The sequence below is a fragment of the Aeromonas intestinalis genome, assembly GCF_054052485.1.
Genome location: NZ_JBSTYK010000004.1, coordinates 196,615 through 216,181 on the forward strand (window position 1 = coordinate 196,615; position 19,567 = coordinate 216,181).

Annotated in this window: 20 protein-coding genes, 1 pseudogene and 1 riboswitch; of the genes and pseudogenes, 12 read left to right on the forward strand and 9 right to left on the reverse strand. The window is 59.8% G+C overall.

Going from position 1 to position 19,567, the window contains the following annotated elements; translation table 11 throughout:
• Positions 1-152: 152 nt before the first annotated feature.
• The 4 genes from ACW5W7_RS06915 (at position 153) to aqpZ (ending at position 3,033) form a co-directional block, all read left to right on the forward strand.
• A complete protein-coding gene (locus tag ACW5W7_RS06915) occupies positions 153-392 on the forward strand; it encodes a hypothetical protein (protein WP_456501220.1) in 240 nt (79 codons plus the stop codon).
• A 51-nt stretch (positions 393-443) separates the two neighbouring features.
• Positions 444-1,358 (forward strand): Gfo/Idh/MocA family protein, encoded by a 915-nt coding sequence (locus ACW5W7_RS06920; RefSeq protein WP_456501221.1) that lies wholly within the window; start codon positions 444-446, stop codon positions 1,356-1,358.
• A gap of 181 nt (positions 1,359-1,539) precedes the next feature.
• Entirely contained in the window at positions 1,540-2,061 is a 522-nt protein-coding gene (gene ruvC / locus ACW5W7_RS06925; protein ID WP_349921467.1) for a crossover junction endodeoxyribonuclease RuvC, read from the forward strand.
• A 285-nt stretch (positions 2,062-2,346) separates the two neighbouring features.
• The gene (aqpZ, locus tag ACW5W7_RS06930) at positions 2,347-3,033 is read left to right on the forward strand and encodes an aquaporin Z (protein ID WP_434666478.1); all 687 of its coding nucleotides are present in this window, start codon (positions 2,347-2,349) and stop codon (positions 3,031-3,033) included.
• Between the two features lie 191 nt (positions 3,034-3,224).
• Here aqpZ and ACW5W7_RS06935 read toward each other — a convergent pair.
• The 3 genes and pseudogenes from ACW5W7_RS06935 to ACW5W7_RS06945 form a co-directional block, all read right to left on the reverse strand.
• Positions 3,225-3,345: pseudogene (locus tag ACW5W7_RS06935) on the reverse strand (lytic transglycosylase domain-containing protein); the annotation flags it as partial.
• A gap of 7 nt (positions 3,346-3,352) precedes the next feature.
• Positions 3,353-4,114, reverse strand: a complete 762-nt coding sequence (locus tag ACW5W7_RS06940; RefSeq protein WP_456501306.1) for a transglycosylase SLT domain-containing protein — start codon at positions 4,112-4,114, stop codon at positions 3,353-3,355.
• A 152-nt stretch (positions 4,115-4,266) separates the two neighbouring features.
• Complete coding sequence (locus ACW5W7_RS06945) at positions 4,267-5,664, reverse strand: alpha-amylase family protein (protein WP_456501222.1); 1,398 nt, start codon at positions 5,662-5,664, stop codon at positions 4,267-4,269.
• Between the two features lie 625 nt (positions 5,665-6,289).
• Between ACW5W7_RS06945 and ACW5W7_RS06950 the strand changes: the two genes are divergently transcribed.
• Positions 6,290-6,730, forward strand: coding sequence for a GNAT family N-acetyltransferase (locus ACW5W7_RS06950; RefSeq protein ID WP_349922398.1), 441 nt, complete (start codon positions 6,290-6,292; stop codon positions 6,728-6,730).
• Between the two features lie 3 nt (positions 6,731-6,733).
• Here the strand turns inward: ACW5W7_RS06950 and ACW5W7_RS06955 are convergent, their stop codons facing one another.
• Complete coding sequence (locus tag ACW5W7_RS06955) at positions 6,734-7,276, reverse strand: DUF1439 domain-containing protein (RefSeq protein ID WP_349921470.1); 543 nt, start codon at positions 7,274-7,276, stop codon at positions 6,734-6,736.
• Positions 7,277-7,372: 96 nt separating this feature from the next.
• Here ACW5W7_RS06955 and cls point away from each other — a divergent pair, with 96 nt between their 5' ends.
• Entirely contained in the window at positions 7,373-8,854 is a 1,482-nt protein-coding gene (gene cls, locus ACW5W7_RS06960) for a cardiolipin synthase (protein WP_456501223.1), read from the forward strand.
• 103 nt (positions 8,855-8,957) lie between these two features.
• On the forward strand, positions 8,958-10,226 hold the full coding sequence (locus tag ACW5W7_RS06965; protein ID WP_456501224.1) for a DUF945 family protein: 1,269 nt from the start codon (positions 8,958-8,960) through the stop codon (positions 10,224-10,226).
• 52 nt (positions 10,227-10,278) lie between these two features.
• On the opposite strand, the gene purU is transcribed toward ACW5W7_RS06965, so the two are convergent.
• Positions 10,279-11,118 carry a formyltetrahydrofolate deformylase gene (gene purU, locus ACW5W7_RS06970; protein ID WP_434666487.1) on the reverse strand — a complete coding sequence of 280 codons (840 nt, stop codon included), beginning with the start codon at positions 11,116-11,118 and terminating at the stop codon, positions 10,279-10,281.
• Between the two features lie 222 nt (positions 11,119-11,340).
• Positions 11,341-11,498, forward strand: a riboswitch (FMN riboswitch).
• A 103-nt stretch (positions 11,499-11,601) separates the two neighbouring features.
• Here purU and ribB point away from each other — a divergent pair.
• Positions 11,602-12,255: a 3,4-dihydroxy-2-butanone-4-phosphate synthase gene (gene ribB, locus ACW5W7_RS06975; protein WP_349921474.1), complete on the forward strand. Its 654-nt coding sequence runs from the start codon at positions 11,602-11,604 to the stop codon at positions 12,253-12,255.
• Positions 12,256-12,478: 223 nt separating this feature from the next.
• Positions 12,479-12,721, forward strand: coding sequence for an Lpp/OprI family alanine-zipper lipoprotein (locus tag ACW5W7_RS06980; RefSeq protein WP_010634682.1), 243 nt, complete (start codon positions 12,479-12,481; stop codon positions 12,719-12,721).
• Positions 12,722-12,886: 165 nt separating this feature from the next.
• Here ACW5W7_RS06980 and ACW5W7_RS06985 read toward each other — a convergent pair whose 3' ends face one another.
• Both ACW5W7_RS06985 and ACW5W7_RS06990 read right to left on the reverse strand, forming a co-directional pair.
• Entirely contained in the window at positions 12,887-13,735 is an 849-nt protein-coding gene (locus ACW5W7_RS06985) for a tetratricopeptide repeat protein (protein ID WP_456501225.1), read from the reverse strand.
• Complete coding sequence (locus ACW5W7_RS06990) at positions 13,732-14,454, reverse strand: 4'-phosphopantetheinyl transferase family protein (RefSeq protein WP_456501226.1); 723 nt, start codon at positions 14,452-14,454, stop codon at positions 13,732-13,734. Before ACW5W7_RS06990 ends, ACW5W7_RS06985 begins: the two co-directional genes overlap by 4 nt.
• A gap of 277 nt (positions 14,455-14,731) precedes the next feature.
• Here ACW5W7_RS06990 and ACW5W7_RS06995 point away from each other — a divergent pair, with 277 nt between their 5' ends.
• The 3 genes from ACW5W7_RS06995 (at position 14,732) to ACW5W7_RS07005 (ending at position 17,280) form a co-directional block, all read left to right on the forward strand.
• Complete coding sequence (locus tag ACW5W7_RS06995) at positions 14,732-15,220, forward strand: C40 family peptidase (RefSeq protein ID WP_349921477.1); 489 nt, start codon at positions 14,732-14,734, stop codon at positions 15,218-15,220.
• A 150-nt stretch (positions 15,221-15,370) separates the two neighbouring features.
• Positions 15,371-16,312 carry a 23S rRNA (adenine(1618)-N(6))-methyltransferase RlmF gene (rlmF, locus tag ACW5W7_RS07000; RefSeq protein ID WP_456501227.1) on the forward strand — a complete coding sequence of 314 codons (942 nt, stop codon included), beginning with the start codon at positions 15,371-15,373 and terminating at the stop codon, positions 16,310-16,312.
• Positions 16,313-16,563: 251 nt separating this feature from the next.
• A complete protein-coding gene (locus ACW5W7_RS07005; RefSeq protein ID WP_349921479.1) occupies positions 16,564-17,280 on the forward strand; it encodes a MaoC family dehydratase in 717 nt (238 codons plus the stop codon).
• 84 nt (positions 17,281-17,364) lie between these two features.
• On the opposite strand, the gene ACW5W7_RS07010 is transcribed toward ACW5W7_RS07005, so the two are convergent.
• Positions 17,365-18,351, reverse strand: coding sequence for a DUF481 domain-containing protein (locus ACW5W7_RS07010; RefSeq protein WP_456501228.1), 987 nt, complete (start codon positions 18,349-18,351; stop codon positions 17,365-17,367).
• Between the two features lie 7 nt (positions 18,352-18,358).
• A complete protein-coding gene (locus ACW5W7_RS07015; RefSeq protein WP_456501229.1) occupies positions 18,359-19,276 on the reverse strand; it encodes a L,D-transpeptidase family protein in 918 nt (305 codons plus the stop codon).
• Between the last annotated feature and the right edge of the window lie 291 nt (positions 19,277-19,567).

Consider the following 19,567-nt stretch of genomic DNA (forward strand, 5'->3'; position numbering starts at 1 on the left):
TGGCATCCAATTTATATAATGGATTAATTGTCGATGAATATGTCTGGCAACAGTTTATTGATTGGGAGTTAGGCAGTGCGAATCATTGTGAGACTTATGTTAAATGTACTATTTGATAATATTATCGAAAGGGTTTGGTCAGGATCAATCAGATGGCAATAAAAGCGCGATCCCGCAGGGAGAAGGTGGGTAGTGGTCTTGGGCTGGTGATGGGGCTCATTGCCTTTAACCTGATTGCGCCCCTGCTCATTGAATCAACAGATATCTCGGATATGAACCGGATGATCGGGGCCATGGCCAGCGCAATGATCTGCTCTGAGCTCGGGGCCAGAATCGGCAAGTGGCTCGATGCCAGAGAGCAGGCCAAGGAGCTGGTGAAAGAGCCCGAATAAAAAGCGCCGGATATTACTCTGTCTGCATCCCATCCATCACAAGGAGTTCCCATGCGCTTTGCCCTGATTGGCCTAGGTGATATCGCCCAGAAGGCCTATCTGCCGCTGCTCGCGAGCAACGAGCGAGTCACCCCGCTGCTCTGCACCCGCAGCCCTGAGGTATTAGGCAAACTGGCCCGCCAGTACCGGATCGCCGAGTGTTTCACCGAGGTGGAGGCCCTGCTCGCAAGCCGCCCGGACGCCGTGATGATCCACGCCGCCACCTCGGTGCACTTCGCGCTGGCCCGCCAATGCCTGCAAGCGGGCATTCCCACCTTTGTGGACAAGCCGCTCTGTTTTGATTACGCCGAGGTGGAGGCGCTCGCCGACCTCGCCATTGCGAAGGATTGCCCGCTGTTTGTCGGCTTCAACCGCCGCTACTTACCCGCCATGAGCGCCGCCCGTTCAGATAATCAGCCGCTTACCGAGATCCATTGGCAAAAACACAGACACGCCCTGCCTGGGCTGCCGCGCCAGTTCCTGTTCGATGACTGCATCCATGTGTTCGATAGCCTCTGCTTCTATGGCGGCGCGCCTGACGGGGATCTCCATGCGGTGCTGCGGCGAAGCCCCCAGCAGCCCGAGCAGCTGGCTGGGGTGAGCGTCGCCTGGCAGAGCGGGCAGACAGCGGTGAGCGGCAGCATGAACCGCAGCGCCGGCCTCACCGAGGAACGCATCGATGCCTATGGCGACAACCTCTCCCTGCATATCGAGAACTGCACTCGCGGTACCTTGGCCCGCGATAAAACCGTGCAGACCCTGGCGCCGGACGACTGGCAGCCGACGCTGGCGAGCCGGGGCTTCGTGGCGATGCTCGATCACTGGTATGGGCAGATTGAAGCGGGCCGCGCTGATGGGCGGCTTATCGAGAGCTATCTGCAGAGCCATCACTTGGCGGAGCGACTGGTGGCGATGGCGGGCAAGTGACCCGCTCCGGGTCTGCCGCGCCGCTTAGTGCGGGACGAATGGCGAAATAATCGCCACAGCACTGTATGGGATGACGGTTCCCTGCGCAGTCGGCGGGGGAGGGGGCCCGCCGTGCGAGCCAAGCGCCGGCTTGTTTGCTATCTTGGCGACCAGAGACGGCCTTCAGAGCGACAGCGAATCTATGAGCATTATTTTGGGAATAGACCCGGGTTCCCGGATCACCGGTTACGGGGTCATCCGCATCGTGGCCGGCAAGGCGGAGTACCTGGGATCGGGGTGCATTCGCACCGATCTGGGCGAGCTGCCGTCTCGCTTGAAGCAAGTCTACGACGGGGTGAGCGAGATCATCACCCAGTTCAAGCCAAACGAGTTTGCCATCGAGCGGGTCTTTATGGCGCGCAACGCGGATTCTGCCCTCAAGCTCGGTCAGGCCCGTGGCAGCGCCATCGTCGCGGCGGTCAACGCCTTGCTACCGGTCAGCGAATACTCGGCGACCCAGATCAAGCAGGCGGTGGTGGGCACCGGTGGCGCCGCCAAGGAGCAGGTGCAGCACATGGTGACTCATCTGCTCAAGCTCTCAGCTACTCCCCAGGCGGATGCCGCGGATGCCCTCGGGGTGGCGCTCTGTCACTTCCATACCCAGCAGAGCCTGATCCGGATGGCGGGACGGGCGACGGGGTCGGTGCGCGGTCGCTATCGCTAAGCCGGATGCCGGAGCCAGCCCTTGGTGGATGGCTCCGCTCTGTCAGACTTATCCCGATTGAGTCATTATCTGTCGCACCCAATCCAAAATTTCTTTGTGAACAAGACCTTGGCTTGACGACAATCATCTCAATTAATCAATAACTTGTGACACTAATCACGATTTGTCTCTCAAACCGTCCATTTCGCCTTCCCCTGTCACACTCCCATAATATGGCGCCTGTTGAATAACAGTGTCCGTATGAGCCTTGCGTTCATATCAACGTCCATCGCGGGAGAGATAAGAGTGAAACCTTTTGCAGCTGAGTTTATGGGTACCTTCTGGCTGGTATTGGGGGGTTGTGGCAGCGCTGTGCTGGCCGCCGCTTTCCCGAACGTGGGGATCGGTCTGCTGGGCGTGGCCCTGGCCTTCGGTCTGACCGTGCTGACCATGGCCTATGCCATCGGCCACATTTCAGGTTGTCACCTGAACCCGGCCGTTACCGTGGGTCTGTGGGCGGGTGGCCGCTTCCCGGCATCCAGCGTGCTGCCCTATATCGTCTCCCAGGTACTGGGCGGTATCGCCGCTGCGGCCGTGCTCTATGTGATCGCAAGCGGCCAGGCCGGTTTCGATCTGGCGGGTGGCTTTGCCTCCAACGGCTATGGCGAACACTCCCCGGGTGGTTACAGCCTGCTGGCGGCCTTGGTGTGTGAAGTGGTGATGACCGGCTTCTTCCTGTTCGTCATCATGGGTGCCACCGACAGCCGTGCCCCGGCCGGTTTTGCCCCCATCGCCATCGGCCTGTGCCTGACCCTGATCCACCTCATCAGCATCCCGGTGACCAACACCTCGGTCAACCCGGCGCGCAGCACTGGGGTTGCCCTCTTTGTTGGCGACTGGGCCATCGGCCAGCTGTGGTTGTTCTGGGTGGCGCCGATCGTCGGTGGCATTCTGGGTGCTTTGGCCTATCGCGTGGTCGCCACGAAAGAGTAAGCCGTTGCCAGTCAACGTGTGCTATCGACACGCCCTCGGGCGTGTTTTGTTTTTTCTGGGGCAGTGAAAATATGGGCTGGCCGTGACGGACCACGGAGAACACAAACGGTGCGGGGCAGTGAGGGCACCCGCGCCACATAGGCGCGGGTCTCTGCATGGTGGATGGGAAGGGATGCCGCCGTGCTTTTGTCTTACAACCCGCGCGCGTGCAGCATATCCCGGTAGCACCGGTGCAGCAGCTTGACCCGCTCTACATAGGCGCGGGTTTCTGCATGATGGATGGGAAGGGATGACGCCGTGCTTTTGTCTTGCTAAGGGCTTACAGGCCCCGGGCGTGCAGCATATCCCGGTAGCGCTGGTGCAGCAGCTTGACCCGCGCCACATAGGCGCGAGTCTCTGCATAGGGCGGAATGCCGCCGTGTTTTTGCACGGCGCCAGCGCCAGCGTTGTAGGCGGCGGTGGCCAGGGAGATATTGCCGTCGTACTGCTTGAGCAGCCCCGCCAGGTACTTCACCCCGCCGAAGATGTTCTGCTCCGCCAGCAGCGCGTTGCCGACCCCGAGCTCGCGGGCGGTGGCCGGCATCAGCTGGGTCAGACCCATGGCTCCCTTGCGGGAGACCGCCAGCGGGTTGAAGGCGGATTCGGCGTGAATGAGCGCCCGGATGAGGGCGGGATCCACGCTGTAGGTCTTGGCCGCCGCCTTGATGGTGCTGGCGTAGTCGTAGAGGAAGAGGCCTGTGGTGCGCCAGTTGACCTTGGAGGCGGGATCGCAGGCGTAGCAGTCGTTGAACTGCAGGAGCTCGTAGTGACCCTGATCCGGCATGATGTCGGAGTAGCGGATCACCCCGTTCTTTTGCACCGACTTGTAGACCTGGATCTGGCGCTGCGCCGGGGCCGATGCCTTGGCCAGTTCAGGGCCGGGCTCAGGGGCAGAGACGGCGGCGGGTGCTGGTTTAACCGTAGCCACGGGTTTCACCGTGATGGTGGGGGGGGTCTCGGTCGTCAGGATCACCACCTCGGCCGGTGATGGCATCTGGCCCCAGACAGAGAGGGAAATCAGGGGAAGGGCTCCCAGCAAGATCCATGCTTTCAACGGCTTGCTCCTTAAGCCTTGGTCGCCCGTTGAGTAAAGCATCAGGGGATGGGCAGAACAAGCCCGCGGTGTGGCGCGGTGCGAGAAAAACCCAAAAATGAGGCCGCGCAGTGGCGGCCTCGGACAAGGTGCTTGCCTGTTTACTCCAGCAGCCAGAGGCGGGCGCTGCGCGCCGGGATGGCGACCCTCACCCACTGGCTCTGCACATTGATGACGGCGCTCTGATCCAGCACGTCCTTGTAGTTGCGATACCAGTTCAGCTCGAACTTGGCGGTGTCGAGCCAATACTCCTGCTCGTAGTCACACTTGTTGACGCCAACCAGCCCCTGCTTGCCGCGCTTGAACAGCACGAAACAGTCGCCACTGCCGATGAGCTGCATGGGCTGACCCTGCACGGCGTTGTGGAAGCGGATCATCCCCTTGAGGTCGCTGCGCAGGTAGTAGTCCTGCCAGCGCAGGCCGTCCTTGTCCTGGGTCTCGCCATGATCCGAATAGACCAGGGGGGAGCCGCCATCCCGACCGAGCAGATAGGCATAGGCCAGCTTCTCGTCGGTCGGATTCAGGATCTGGTAGCGGAAGCCATCGTTGGTGGGGATGTCGTGGGTGATGGCGAAGGTGACCGCCCGACTGCCCGGCAGAGCCTGACCGTAGGCGCCGGGATCCGCCAGCTGGTTCATGCTGCCACCAAAGCCGAGCGCCCCGCGCAGGGAGGCGAACAGCGGGAAGTCATAGGCGCCCTGGCCGCTGTTGTCGAGATAGGGCTTGAGGAAGCGCTCGTAATCCGTGCTGCCGGCCCCTCCGGAGGTTATCACCTCCCCAAACACGTGCATGCCCTGCTTGATCTCGGGGGTGAACACGGCGTTGATCTGGTAATCGCTCATGTGTTTGACCGCATCGACCCGAAAGCCCTTGATCCCCATCCCCTTGAGCGCCTGGAGATAGGCCTGCTGCTGGCTCACCACCCAGTTGTTGGGATCGAGATCCGGCAGCCCCTTGTCGCCGGCGCCGCCACACAGCCGCCAGTACTGGACATGGCCGGGATCGCTCCAATCGGTGATGCAGCCCTCGGGGTGGAAGTCGGAGGCCGACAGCAAGTTCTGCCCCAGGTCGCCAAACAGTCGTTGTCTGCCGTAGTAATCAGGGTTGGCAGCATATTGCCCTAGCAATTCCGCGCCCGGATAGTTGAGGTCGCTGCGCTTCCAGCTCTCGTTGGCCATGTGGTTGAGCACCACATCCGCATAGACGGCGATGCCGCGGGCCTGCATGGCGGCGATCAGCTGCTCGAGATCCTGCTTGTTGCCGAGCGGACTGTCGACGAGTCGCAGATCCTGAGGCTGGTAACGGGCCCACCACTCGTTGCCCGAGGACTTGAGGGGCGGCGAGATGAGCACCTGCCTGTAGCCCGCATCCTTGATGAGATCGGCCTTGGCGGTGACCTCGCTGTATTGCCAATTGAAGGCGTGCAGTATGACATCGGCTTGCGCCAGTGGGGCGATCAGCATGCCTGCGATCACCATGATTCCCGCTGTGTTTTTCATTATTGTCTGTCCTTGTCTGGATACCCGAATGGGCACCCAAAGCCTCCCATCCAGACCGATCGGCAGCAATTTTGCGATGGTTGTTTTGTGAGCAGGGTCAAGGCGTAGCCGCGGGAGTTGTGACGGCCTGCATGAAACCGCCGGGGCCTTGTCATTACCGTGTTTGTTGTCATCCGGGGAGGGCCGTTCAGGTCATGGTCGCCTCATCCTGAGCGACATGAGCCGCGTCCAGCGGCGCCGGGAAAGCCTGGATGGTTATGTTCAGACTGCTCTGCCTAATGCCTGGAGTCATTGTGAGCGGTTCAATGGGGTGCAATCAGGGAGAAGCAGTGGTGGGGGAGGTTCATGGAGATCCTTTCCTTTTCATATCCGCGCCTTGTGACCTGGGTTATGGTATGCCTCCCTGAAATGGGTAGGATGGGAAGGGGGTCAGGCCGACTCGGTCAGGACGCGGTTTCATGAACAAATACAACCCGTTGTCAGCAGGATACTGGCTTCTTTGTAAGTTAAAGCCATGTTATCTTGCTGTTGCGCTGGTCTGATCTGTTGACCGGGGCAGGACGATGAATGAAAGGAGCGGGCCTGGGTGGCCAAGGGTGACATGGGTGTGATCAGCAAGCGAGCGATGGAGCTTCGCTTCGAAGAGTACTGTGATGCGGATCTCTCCCTCATCAGAGACTACTACGAGACGACATTTTCCCACTATGTGCCGGACTTGGCCGAGCGGATCTTCGTGGTGCGCGACGCTCACTGGCTGGTGGGAGCCGTGCGCCTGCGCGATGAGCAGGAGTATTACCACCTGTGTGGCTTCCGCTTGCTGCCCCACTACCAATCCCTGGGGCTGGGCTCCCGCCTGTTGCAACTGGCCTGTGCGGATCTGCAGGACAAGCCGGTGATCTGCCATGCCCTGCCGTTCGAGAAGCCCTTCTATCTCAAGGCCGGTTTCGCCCACCTGCCTCTGCATGAGCTGGAAGGGCCCCTTCATACCCTCTATCACCAGCAGCGCGAACAGGGTTACCAGATCGATCTGCTGGTGCGCGAGGCCATGCCCACTATCTACAACTGAGGGTCATTGGGACTTGGTCAGCAGGTGGATCTTGCCCGGTGACAGCTCCAGCCCCAGCAGATTGTCTTTGAGCCAGGCCTGATTGGGATCCTTGTCATCCAGCTTGTAGACGGGCTGGGTCTCCAGCCGTTTCTCCATGCTCTGCAGCAGCATCCTCAGCATGAAACCGAACTTCTGCTCCGCCGCCGCCGGCTCCAGCTTGTAGTCAATCAACTTCATGTTGTCGAGAAAGAGAGCGCTCTGGGCCTTGTCATAGCGGGGCCTGGCTTCATAGGTCATGTTCAGCAGCGCATCGTATTCGGTGTTGTCCGGCAGGGCTATCTTCAGCTTGCCCTTGCCAAATACCCTGGCGGTGTCCGGCGCCTGGCGACCTATCTGCACATCGCTCTGCTCGAGCTTGACGTGCGCCTTGATGATGCCGGGCAGCTCCAGCTGTTTGTCCACTTGTACCTGGGATTGCAGGTATTGATTTATTTGCTGCTCACTGATGTCATATGAGCCTTGGCCTAACATGGCCAGACTCAACAGCATTGATTGCAGGATCATGCTAACGACCTGATAGAATGGGTTTGTTCTACAGCATACCATTCTGGCCTCGTGGGATCTGCCCACCCCCTTTGCTCACAGTTTCAAGGAGTCGCCTTGCTCGACGGTCTGGAATACGACATCCAGTTGTTGTTCACCCGCTTTCTCGGTTGGTTGCTGCTGTTCTTTCACACCGTGATCGTCGCTGGGGTCTCGCTGCGGGTCGTGATGAAGCGGCGCCCCATCGGCGTTTCCCTGGCCTGGCTGGCACTCATCTATGCCATCCCCTTCGCGGGGGTCGGTTTCTACGTGCTGTTTGGGGAGGTCAGGCTGGGCCGCAAACGGGCCGAACGGGCCCAGGCCATGTATCGTCCTTACGCCATCTGGATCCGCCAGCTGGCGCGCCTCTTCCCCGAGCACTGCAGCGAGGTGAGCCGCAAGGCGCAGCCGCTGCACGATCTCATCCAGGGGCGGCTGGCCATGCCCATGCTCTCCGGCAACCAGATGACCTTGCTGCACAAACCCGGCGACATCTTGCAGGAGATAGTGCGCGATATTCGCGGCTCTTCCCAATCCTGCTACCTGGAGTTCTACATCTGGCACCCGGGCGGGGATGCGGACGCCGTGTGCGAGGCCCTGATCGAGGTGGCGCAGCGCGGCGTGGACTGTCGCGTCTTGCTCGATTCAGTCGGCAGCAAGGGCTTTTTCCGCTCCGCCTGGCCAAAGCAGTTGCGCAAGGTCGGAGTCAAGCTGGTCGAGGTACTGCCGGTCGGTGCCTGGCGCATCCCGTTCCAGCGCCAGGACTTGCGCATGCACCGCAAGCTGGTGGTGATCGATGACAAGGTCGGTTATACCGGCTCCATGAACATGGTGGATCCCCGCTTCTTCAAACAGAATGCGGGGGTAGGTCAGTGGGTGGACATCATGATCCGGGTGCAGGGCCCCGTGGTGCCCCTGATGTGGTCCACGTTTGTATCTGATTGGGAAATGGAAACCGGTGAGCGGCTGCTCGACAGCCTGCAACACGAGCCCGAAGCCTGGCCACAGACCGACTATCGTGCCCAGCTCATTCCTTCCGGCCCCTTCGTCGGTGGCGACTGCATCCAGCAGAGTCTGCTGCTGGCCATCTATCAGGCGCGACATCATCTGGTGCTGACCACCCCCTATTTCGTGCCGGACGATCCGCTGGCGGCGGCGCTCTCTTCTGCGGCGGCCCGTGGCGTACTGGTGCAGCTGGTGCTGCCGGCGCGCAATGACTCCCTGATGGCCAATCACGCCTGCAACGCCTTCATGGAAGAGCTGCTGGAGGCGGGGGTCGAGATCTACCGCTATGACGCCGGCCTGCTGCACACCAAGAGCGTGCTGGTGGACGACGATTTCGCCCTGGTGGGGACGGTCAACCTCGACAGGCGCAGCCTCTGGCTCAACTTCGAGATCACCCTGCTCGTCGACAACCCGGTGTTCGTGGCTGAGATGACTCAGCTGGTGCAAGGCTATATGCGGGAGGCGACGCCCATGTCACTGACCCAGTGGCGAGCCCGCCCCTGGTACAAGAAGCTGCTGGAGAACATCTTCTATCTGTTCAGCCCCTTGCTTTGATCTGACACCGGCAAAACATGGACCTGGGTCGGGAAGCCCCTTGCTTCTTGTCCCGTTCGCCCCGTAGAGTTGCGCCCATGCGCCTTTGGAGAAGAAGATAGACATGAAGAAGAGAGTGGCCCTGGCCGTGGGTGCGGCAGTGGTGGCGGGTGGGCTGGGTGCCTGCTGGTATACCGGACAGACCTTCGATCGCATGCTGGCCGAGGAGATCGCCAAGGCGACCCAGGAGACCGGGGTCGAGCTGACCTGGTTGCCGAGCAGCGAGAACCTGTTCAGCCGTGACGGTGTGTTGAAAGTGGTGGTGACGCCGCAGGCACTGGCCACCCTCGACCCTCAATTGGCGGGGAGCGATCCCATCGAGATGCAGCTCAATTTCGATAACCGTATTCTGCCGCTCTATATCAAGAGTCAGTTGCTGCTGGATACCGCCAAGGGGACCCTGGCGCCCGTCTTCACCGCGCTCGGCATGCAGCAATGGCAACTGGGGGCGGAATCCGCCAGCAGCCTCTGGACCATGAGCAACAGCTGCCGCTTCTGGATCGGGGAATTCAAGGTGAAAGAGGGGCTCAACGAGCTCAGTGTCCTGCCCCTCAACGGCACTTACAGCGGCGATCTTGAAGGTAACGGTCACATGACCTTCCAGTGGCAGGGGATGACCTTCCACGAGGCCCAGAGCAAGATGGACATGGTACTGGCGGATCTCAAGGGCAGTGCCGATCTGTCCGAGATCCAGGGGCTCTGGCTCTCCCCCCGCAGCGATGCGACCCTGTCCGCCTTCTCGTTGTCCATGCCCGAGAGCGTCAAGATCAGCCTGAAAGGGCTGACCACGGCGACCCAGATTGCCGGCGATGATGCCCAGACCCTGTCCAGCAACTATCAGATGAAGGTGGCGACCCTCAATCTGGAAAACGAGAGCGACAGCCTGGTTCTGACCGAGGGCAAGCTGGATCTGGATTTGAAGGGGCTGGATCTGGAAGGTTATCAGGCATTGCAGGCGGTGAGCGGCCAACGGGCGGATGACGCCGCCATCGGGCAGGCGCTGGACAAGCTGCTGCAACGGGGTGCCACCCTACAGCTGACCGATCTCAGCGCCAAGCTCAACGGCGAGCCCGTCTCTGTGCAGGGAGAGGCCAAATTGGCATCGACCTCCTTGCAACAGTTGATGGAGAGCGAAGCCGGGATGCACGCCCTCTCCGGCCAGCTGCACGCCAGACTCAGCGACAAGTTGGGCAAGGCCGTTCCGCAACTGGCCCCCATGCTGGCCCAGTTCACCGGCGTTGGCTATCTGAAGGCGGAGCAGGATGGGCTCAGTGCCGAGTTCAAACTCGACAAGGGCATGATGAGCATCAACGGCCTGCCGCTGCATCAGTGAATGCCAGCGACGAAAAAGGCTCCCTCGGGAGCCTTTTTGTTGCCGGCGGATCTTATGACTTGAAGACCACCGTCTTGTTGCCGTAGACGAACACCCGTTCATCCAGCATCAGCTCCAGCGCCCGGCTTAGTACGGATTTTTCCACATCCCGTCCGGCCTTGGCCATGTCGTCGGCACTGAAGGTGTGGCCGACGTGGATCACGTCCTGCTCGATGATGGGGCCTTCATCCAGATCGTCGGTGACGAAGTGGGCGGTGGCACCGATGAGTTTGACTCCGCGATCGAACGCCTGACGGTAGGGACGGGCGCCGATGAAGGCGGGCAGGAAGGAGTGGTGGATGTTGATGAGTTTGCGCGGATAGGCCTCCACGAAACTCGGCGTCAGCACCCGCATGTACTTGGCGAGGATCACATAGTCTGGCTCATAACCGTCGATGAGGGCCCGGACCTTGGCCTCGTGTTCGGTGCGGCTCAGATCATCGTGGCTGACGGTGTGGAAGGGAATGCCAAACTTGCCGGTGAGCTCGGCGAGGGTGTCGTAGTTGCCGATGACCGCCACTATGTCCATGTCCAGGGCGCCGGCGTAGTTCTTCATCAGGATGTCGCCGAGGCAGTGGGTCTCCTTGGTCACCAGGATGACGATCCGCTTCTTGCCCGCCTTGACCAGTCGACGCTGTGCTCCTTCGGGGAGGGCGTCGTCGAGATCCGCCAGCAGGGTCTCGTCATTGAAGCGTCCCTCCAGCTCGGTGCGCATGAAGAAGCGGCTGTTCTCGCGATCGACGAATTCGTCGTTCTTGTTGATGTTGAGCTGATGCTTGTAGCAGATGTTGGTGATCTTGGCGATGAGCCCCTTGGCATCGGGGCAGTCGGTCAGCAGTATTTTCTTTTCCATCTCTGTCATGATTCCGTTTGTGGTGTTGGCGCCTGAGTCTGCGCAGGCGGCACATTCTTGTTGGTACTCTTTTTTCGCACTATGCCACAAATAAAATCCGAAAAGACAGCGTGCTCTGAGCCCTTGCCACGCCTTGCTCTGGCGATGGGGTCCTTGAGGCATCCTTGATCTTTGATGGGTTTTTGGCTGGCATCCCGCGCTTTTTTTCTTTACGCTGTCTGCGCTTATTCTCAGGGCGGGGTGAAATTCCCCACCGGCGGTATCCCGATTGACTCGGGGAGCCCGCGAGCGCCCGAACCAGGCTTCCACCTGGTTCGGGGTCAGCAGATCCGGTGAGATGCCGGAGCCGACGGTCACAGTCCGGATGAAAGAGGATAAGACAGATATTGCCGGTCATGCCCCCTGGGCTGGCCGCTGCATGCCTATCTCTGTCTGCCTTTCCATGCCCTGATTCTGGTCCTTGTCTTATTTAGGAGTCTTACCATGAATCAGTCTCTACTCAGTGAATTTGGTGGTCCCATCGATCGCGTCGAAGCGGCACTCGCAGCCTTGCGTGCCGGTCGCGGCGTGCTGGTGGCCGATGATGAAGATCGGGAGAACGAAGGGGATCTCATCTTCGCCGCCGAGTCCATGACCAACGAACAGATGGCCATGATGATCCGTGAGTGTTCCGGCATCGTCTGCCTCTGCCTGACCGACGAGCGGGTACGCCAGCTCGAGTTGCCCATGATGGTGGAGGCGAACTCCAGCCACTACCAGACCGCCTTTACCGTGACCATAGAGGCGGCACAAGGGGTGACGACCGGGGTCTCTGCCGCCGATCGCATCACCACCATCCGTGCCGCCATCGCCGATGGCGCGCGTCCGTCCGATCTGCACCGTCCGGGCCACGTCTTCCCCCTGCGAGCCCGCACCGGCGGCGTGCTGACCCGCCGTGGCCACACCGAGGCCACCGTGGATCTGATGCAGTTGGCCGGGCTCAAACCGTTCGGGGTGCTGTGCGAGCTGACCAAGGCCGATGGCTCCATGGCCAGGCTGCCGGATCTGGTTGAATTTGGTCGTCTGCACCAGATGCCGGTACTGACTATTGAAGATCTGGTGCAATACCGTCAGTTATTGGCCGAGCGTTCGGCTTGAGCTTCATACGAAATTGAAATAAGTACATTTTTTGGTTACGCTTTGTCCGAACCTCATCCAGGGCACTCATTTTTGACTTAAATTTGCGCAGAAAGTGTACGTTTGAAAAAAAATGAGGGTTTTAATGTATTTATCTGTGATGGGGCCTATCCAAACTCTGATTTTTTTATGCCATAATCACGCCGCTTGCTAAACGTCTGGCGAGTTAAAGGGAGCTTTAAAAATGAAAAAAATGTTGTTGGTAGGTGTTGTTGGTCTGTCCGCTCTGCTGGGCGGTTGTGCAAACACCAGCGAACTGGAAACTTCCGTTCAGAATCTGTCTAACAAAGTTGACCAACTGGCTCAAGATGTTAGCGCTGTTCGTGCTGATCAGTCCAAGATCGCTGCTGATGTTGCAGAAGCCAAGCAAGAAGCTATGCGTGCTAACCAGCGCATCGACAACATGGCTACTTCCTACAAGAAGTAATCCATGCGAAAAAATGGCGCATGTTAATGCGCCATTTTTTTTGCCTGAAATTCGTGATTTTCCCGCTTTTTCCATGTCTCCCGGCCATTCTGGCCAGCATTTTCCCCTGTTGAGCAGGCAATGCCGATGGCTCGGCATCACCTTCATCTCTTTGGTTGCACGATCTCAATACAGCAGGCTGTAGAGCTTGCGACGATACTGCTGCGCCGCCGGATGGGTTCCCATGGTGGTCAGGATGTCGAGAAACGTCTTCTTGGCATCGCCAAAGGCCATGTCGCGCTTGAGAATGTCAAACAGCAGCGCCAGTGCCTCTTCCTGCCGGCCAACCTGGCTGTAGAGCACCGCCAGCTCCTGGCTGAGGGCATCATCCCCCGGGTTTTCACTGTGGCGCAGCTCCAGGGCACGCAGCTCCGGGCTGTCGTTGGCTTGCAGCGCCAGCGCCAGACGGGAGGAGAGAGTCTGGAAATGATCGTCCTGAGCCACCATGGGGACGGTGGCAAGCAAGGCTTGCGCCTCTTCCAGCAGATTCAATTCCAGTGACGCCTGTGCCAGCCACAGGCTGATGTCGTGGCGGCTGGGGGCAAGCTGGTGTGCCTTGCTAAGCTGGGCATGGGCCGTCTTCGCATCATCTGCCGCCAGCGCCTCTTTCCCTTGTTCAAGCAGCAGCTCTTCTTCCTTGGGGGCAAAGGCTGAGAAATATTGGCGCAGCGTGGCCTCATCCTGCGGACCCTCCAGGATGGCCTGCTCGTCCGGGCGGCCCTGATGGAACAGCACGAGGGCGGGCAGGGCGCGCAGGGCGAGCTGGCTGGCCAGGGGCTGCAACTGGGGGTCGTTCATGTCGACCTTGGCCAGGGTGACTTCGGCATTGGCCGGGCCGACCAGGGACTCGATCAGCGGGGTCATGCCCTGGCACTCGGGCATCTGGGGGGCGTGGAAATAGATGACGACCGGCTTCTTCATGGACGCATCGATCAGCTCGGCGTGGAAATTCTGGGGATTGATGTCGACGATCATGAGGCTGACTCTCGGAAAATGGTGTGAGTTAACATGGGGTTCAGGGACGTGGATTTCAAGCACGCATCCAGCAGGTAGGCACGGGTCTGTAAGGTGGGGGCGGCGAGGCTGAGCCAACCGCCGTCAAGGGACCAGTCTTGCACCTGATAGGCGTTGTCATCGAGCCGGTTATCGAGGCGCCACTCCTCCTCTGGCAGGAAACACACCTTGTCGAGCCCGGCGGCGATGCCGCTGCCCTGGGCTTTTAGCACCGCCTCCTTGCGTGACCAGAGCCGATAGAAGGCCGTATCCCGCTCCTCTTCTGGCAGGGTGAGCAGCCACTCATATTCGCTTCTCGCGTAGAAACGCTCGGCCAGAGGGAGCGTTGCACGTCGGCGTGATCCCATCTCTATATCCACCCCGAGTGGCCCCTGCTGGCAGAGGGCCAGCACCAGCCACTCCCCGCTGTGACTGAGATTGAACTGCCACTGCTGGTCGAGCAGGGCGGGCTTGCCGTGATCCTGGGTGAAAAACTTCAAGTCGGTCGCCAGGCACGCGAGTCGCTCGGCCAGCAGGCGGCGTAACAAGACCCGGCCGAGCAGATACTCCCGCTGGCGCCCGGGTTGCCGGATCCCTTGCCAGTGACTGGCCTCTTCGGGTGAGAGTTCTGCCGGCAATATATTCAGTTGCCTGGTGCCGACAAACGCGGGTTTTAACAAATAGAGATCCACAGATAACATAATTTTTCACTTAAAAAAGAGGGCGAAGCAGCGATAAAACTCAGTTTTCCAGGGCCCCCATAGGCTCTTTCGGGATTGTATATTGTTTGGGCATGATCACATTAATTATGAAAAACCGTGCATTTACTTGCAAAAATGTGAGGTTGATTAGGATTTTCGCTTGCCTCGATAGGATTCTTGGATATAGTCGGGTGCTGTTGCCTTATAAATTACCGTCCACGGTCGAATTTTAACAATGTTCTTTACTTTTTGTGGGGATAAGGGATTGCGCCACCTGATGCTACTGTTGGTCGCGCTCGGCATGGTGGGATGTGCGTCAGCACCCCAGCCCGAGGTCGCGAGCAAGATTGAAGTTTCCATGATGGAACCCGTGGTTGAGCCGGAACCTTCGCAAACACCGGACGTCAACGAAATTCTGACCGTATACAAAGAGTGGCGTGGGGTACCCTACCGCATGGGGGGGAGCAGCCAGCGTGGCATCGATTGTTCCGCCTTCGCCCGTGAGGTATTCCGCAACGCTGTGGGCATCGAACTGCCGCGAGATACCCGCTCCCAGGTCCACGAAGGCACACGTGTCGCCAAGCAGGATCTGATGGAAGGGGACCTGGTCTTCTTCAAGATCAACAAGCGTCTGAATCATGTAGGCATCTACGTGGGCAACGGTGAATTCATCCATGCTTCCACCCGTGCCGGTGTAACCCGCTCCAAACTGGACAATTCCTACTGGCGCGGCAAGTTCTGGCAAGCACGCCGGATCGAAATCTGAGTCAGGCTGGACAAACGGCTCGCAGTACGGACTGTTTTTCCAACCTCACTTGAACCGGGCTCAGCGAGCCCGGTTTTTTTATGGCCCTCTTTTAGACTTTCGGCGGCCAACTCTCTATAGTGTGGCCCCCTTGATCCTCGGCGCCCCAGCATGAAGACCCAGCACAAGAGCGGACTGCATCCGCGCAATCGCCATCAGGCCCCCTACGATTTCGATGCGCTTTGCCAGCGTACCCCTTCACTGCTCCCCTTCGTGTTCGTCAACGAGCATGGCAACCAGACCCTGGATTTTGCCGATCCCGCCGCCGTCAAGGCGCTCAACCGGGCTCTGCTGGCACTGTACTACGGCATCCATCACTGGGATCTGCCGCCGGGCTATCTCTGCCCCCCTATCCCCGGGCGCGTGGATTACCTGCATCGGGTGGCTGATCTGCTGGCGGAGAGCGCAGGGCAGGTGCCCATGGGGAAGAAGGTACGGGTACTGGATATCGGTGTCGGTGCCAACTGCATCTATCCCCTGCTGGGGGCTCGCGAATATGGCTGGCGTTTCGTGGGGTCGGACATCGATCCCGTGTCGGTCAAGGCGGCAACCCTGCTGGCGACCAGCAATGGTCTCGGCAACCAGATAGAGTGTCGGCATCAACCGGACGCCAAGCAGATATTTCGCGGTATTCTGGGCTCCAAGGAGCGTTTTATGCTGACGCTGTGCAATCCTCCTTTCCATGCCTCCCTTGCCGAGGCCAGCAAGGGGACGGAACGCAAGCTGCGTAACCTCGGCAAGGCTCAGGCTGGGGCGCCTGTGCTCAACTTCGGCGGCCAGAAGGCGGAACTCTGGTGTGAAGGGGGTGAGGCCGCATTTCTCGCAACCATGATTGCCCAGAGCCAGACCTTCGCGGCCCAGTGTCTCTGGTTCAGCTCCCTGGTCTCCAAGAAAGAGAACCTGCCGGCCGCCAACAAGGCATTGGCCAGGGTGGGGGCAAAGGAGGTGCGGGTGCTCGAGATGACGCAAGGGAACAAGACCAGCCGGATCCTCGCCTGGAGCTTCCTGGATGAGGCGAGTCGGGTCGCCTGGTGGTCAGCGTCGGGCCGCTAGATCAAAACGGGGCGCTGGCGGGAAAACCTGGCCAAACGGCGCCCTTTCATCACTCTGCTTTCCTTCCGATATTGCCATCTGGTCAATCGTTTTCCCGCCTGTTCCGCGCGAGATCTTCGACACAAGTTAGTGGGCACTTTCGGCCCCGGTACAGTTGTACGCCGAGATTTTTTTGCACTTACGGGTGAAACTTTCATAAAATAGGACTGGTTAGACCTCTTCACAGGCATTGAATCGAATAGGGATCGCACATGAAAGTTGTCGATTTTCTGAAGCACAAGCGCGAAATTCTGGCGCAACACCCCTTTGAGCTCAAGGATTGGCTCTCTCCGGCGATCCGCGACTATTGGCGTGAGTTTCAGCAAAAGGCACACCTGCATCCCCTGTTGGGCCGGGTGCTCGACTTTCAGGCTGATCAGCAACTGCAGCAACAGGCCGCCAATCAGGCACAGGCGGTCAACAGCCAACCCGTGCTCAAAGAGAACGCCATCGAGCTGAGCGGCGAGGCGGCGGCCCTCTATGTGGAACTGCAGAGCAAGATCGGGGAAGAGACCCATGTCGGTGAGTGGCTGCAGGTCAGCCAGTCACTGATCGACCAGTTTGCGGCGGTGACCGGTGATCACCAGTGGATCCACACCGATCCCGAGCGGGCAGCCGCCGAGTCGCCGTTCAAGACCACCATCGCCCACGGTTTCCTGACCCTGGCGCTGCTACCCCAGTTGACCGGTTCGGTGGATGAGGCGACCCCCGAGTTCCCGACTGCCCGCATGGTGGTGAACTTCGGGCTGGAGCAGGTGCGCTTCCCGTATCCCATCAAGGTGGACAGCAATATCCGCGCCCGCACCAAGCTGGCGCGCGTGACGCCCATCAAGGGCGGCCTCGAGCTGCTCAAAGAGATCAAGATAGAGATCGAGGGCATCCGCCGCCCCGGCTGCGTCATCGAGTCCCTCACCCGCATCTACTTCTGATGCCCCGCTTCGCTTGACGCGAAAGCAAACAGGCCCACTTCGGTGGGCCTGTTTCGTTGTGGGGATCCATCGATCCGCTCCGGGCTAGAAGCTGGCGCCCAGGGTGATGGTATGGCGCCACTCCTTGTCCCCCAGACCCTCCCGCATCCCGCCGTAGTCGAGCCAGCTGTCATCCCAGCTCAGCTCGCTCGACCAGGAGAGGCGCAGGTGATCGTTGAAGTAATACCTCAGCCCAAGGTTGCCGTTGACGGTCTGGTTGCGGGTGAGATAGGGGGAGGGCTGATCGATGAACTTCTCGTAGTGGCCCTTGCTGAACAGCTCGAACCGCTGCTGCCACAGGGAGAGCGGCTGGCGATAGTCCCATCCCAGGTTGATCACGGGGTAGTTGATGATGCGCTCGTCGAACAAGTCTGAATAGACCCATTCATCCGGGGTGAAGTAGGCCCGTTGCAGACCGAGCTGGGCGATCAGCTCCAATCGCCGTCGTTTGTCATTCCAGAAGCGATAGCCGGGCCCGGTGGCGTAACTCAGGTTCAGGTAGTTGGTATCGAGCATGTCATACTCGGCCTCGACGGAGGATCGCAGGAACCAGTTGGCATCGAAGAAGAAGTCCAGCTTGGGGCTGAGCCTGTACTCGTGGCTGTCGGTGATGCTGTTCGAGGTTTCGTAGATGTACTCCCCATCCAGGGTGTAACGCCAATCCAGGTTGGCCACCTCGGTGGAGGCCTTGAGATTGATGTTGTTGGTCTTCTTGTCGCTCTCCTTCAACTTGACGTTCAGATCCGCCGTGCCGGTCCATAGCCAGGCGTTCAGCTCGTCCGGTGAGTCCAGCAGAGGGATCCCCGTCTTGGTCAGGGGCTTGGGTTGCTCCTGCTTGTCCAGCCGCCAGCGCTTGATGGCATCGCGCCGGACACTCAATACCTGGCTGTAGGGCAGCTTGATGCTCACCTCGTCATCGGTGATCTCTTCGATGGTGCCGGTCAGCCGATCCCCGTTGTGCATCCAGAGGATATCAGCCATTGCGCTGCTGCTTGCCAGCAAGCAGAGCAGGGCGGTCAGGAGCCTCGTCATCACCGTGTCAGCCGCTGACGGGCTGAGGCAGCCCGTTCTTCTCATCGAGCAGTGCCATGACCCGTGTGCTGTCCACCTCGGGAGCGGAGACGAACTGCTCGGCTTCGGCCGAGAGCACCAGGGGGGCGCCGTCGTTCAACTCCTGCTCGGTACGAGACAGAGGGGCGTGGACCTCCAGCCAGCGCCGGCCATCCGGTTCCACCGCCATCTTGACCGGCTGGTTGATCACCCGCACCGGCGTACCGATGGGAACCTGTTTGAACAGAAACTCGATATCGTCGGGACGCAGGCGGATGCAACCCGCACTGACCCGCAGGCCGACCCCGAAGTCCTTGTTGGTACCGTGGATCAGATAGTCCTTGTTGCCATAGCCAAGGCGCATGGCAAATTTGCCGAGGGGATTGTCCGGGCCGGGTGGCACCACGGCGGGCAGGTCGATGCCCTTTTGCTCCAGCCAGGACTTGCGCACCATGGGGCCGGGCACCCAGGTCGGGTTCGGGTTCTTGGCGATGACGGTGGTCGTCATCTCCGGTGTCTCGCGGCCGATGTCACCGATGCCGATGGGCAGTACCATGACCTCCTGCTTGCCCTTGGGGAAGTAATAGAGGCGAAGCTCCGGCAAGTTGATGACGATGCCCTCTCGTGGCACGTCGGGCAGCAGCATCTGGGTTGGCAGCGTCAGTCGGCTGCCCGGGGTGGGCAAGTAGGGGTCGACCCCGGGGTTGGCTTCGAGCAGTGCCAGAAAGCTTATCTGGGTGTGCTTGCCGATGAGCTCCAGATGGTCGCCTTCTTGCACGATGTAATCTTCCAGCTCACCGATGAGGCGGCTGTCAGCCGGTGGGAGGGGATAGGTTTTGGACCAGGCCGGTGCGGCCCAGAGGCTGGCTGCGACCAGCAACAGTGAGACGATACGTGTGTACAACATGGTTTTTCCTATCTGCGTGTCTTGAGGGATCTTTCTCTCCCCGAAAATGAGCGGGAATTGTTAACCAATCGACAGGGGATTACCAGCCTTGCTGCCGTGCAGCGGTCGCCGCCTGGCTTTGACCTCTGCACTCTCCCGGGCCCCTGCCATGGGGGCGTGGCTCATCTCCCCGGCTCTTCTTGGCGAAGGGAGGGTCAAGATGGTGACGGGAAAGAGAGAAGACAACTCCTGACAAGGTTCTGCGTGGCAATTTTTGGGGTGACCACTGTCGTTTAAATCGCCAGTTGTCTG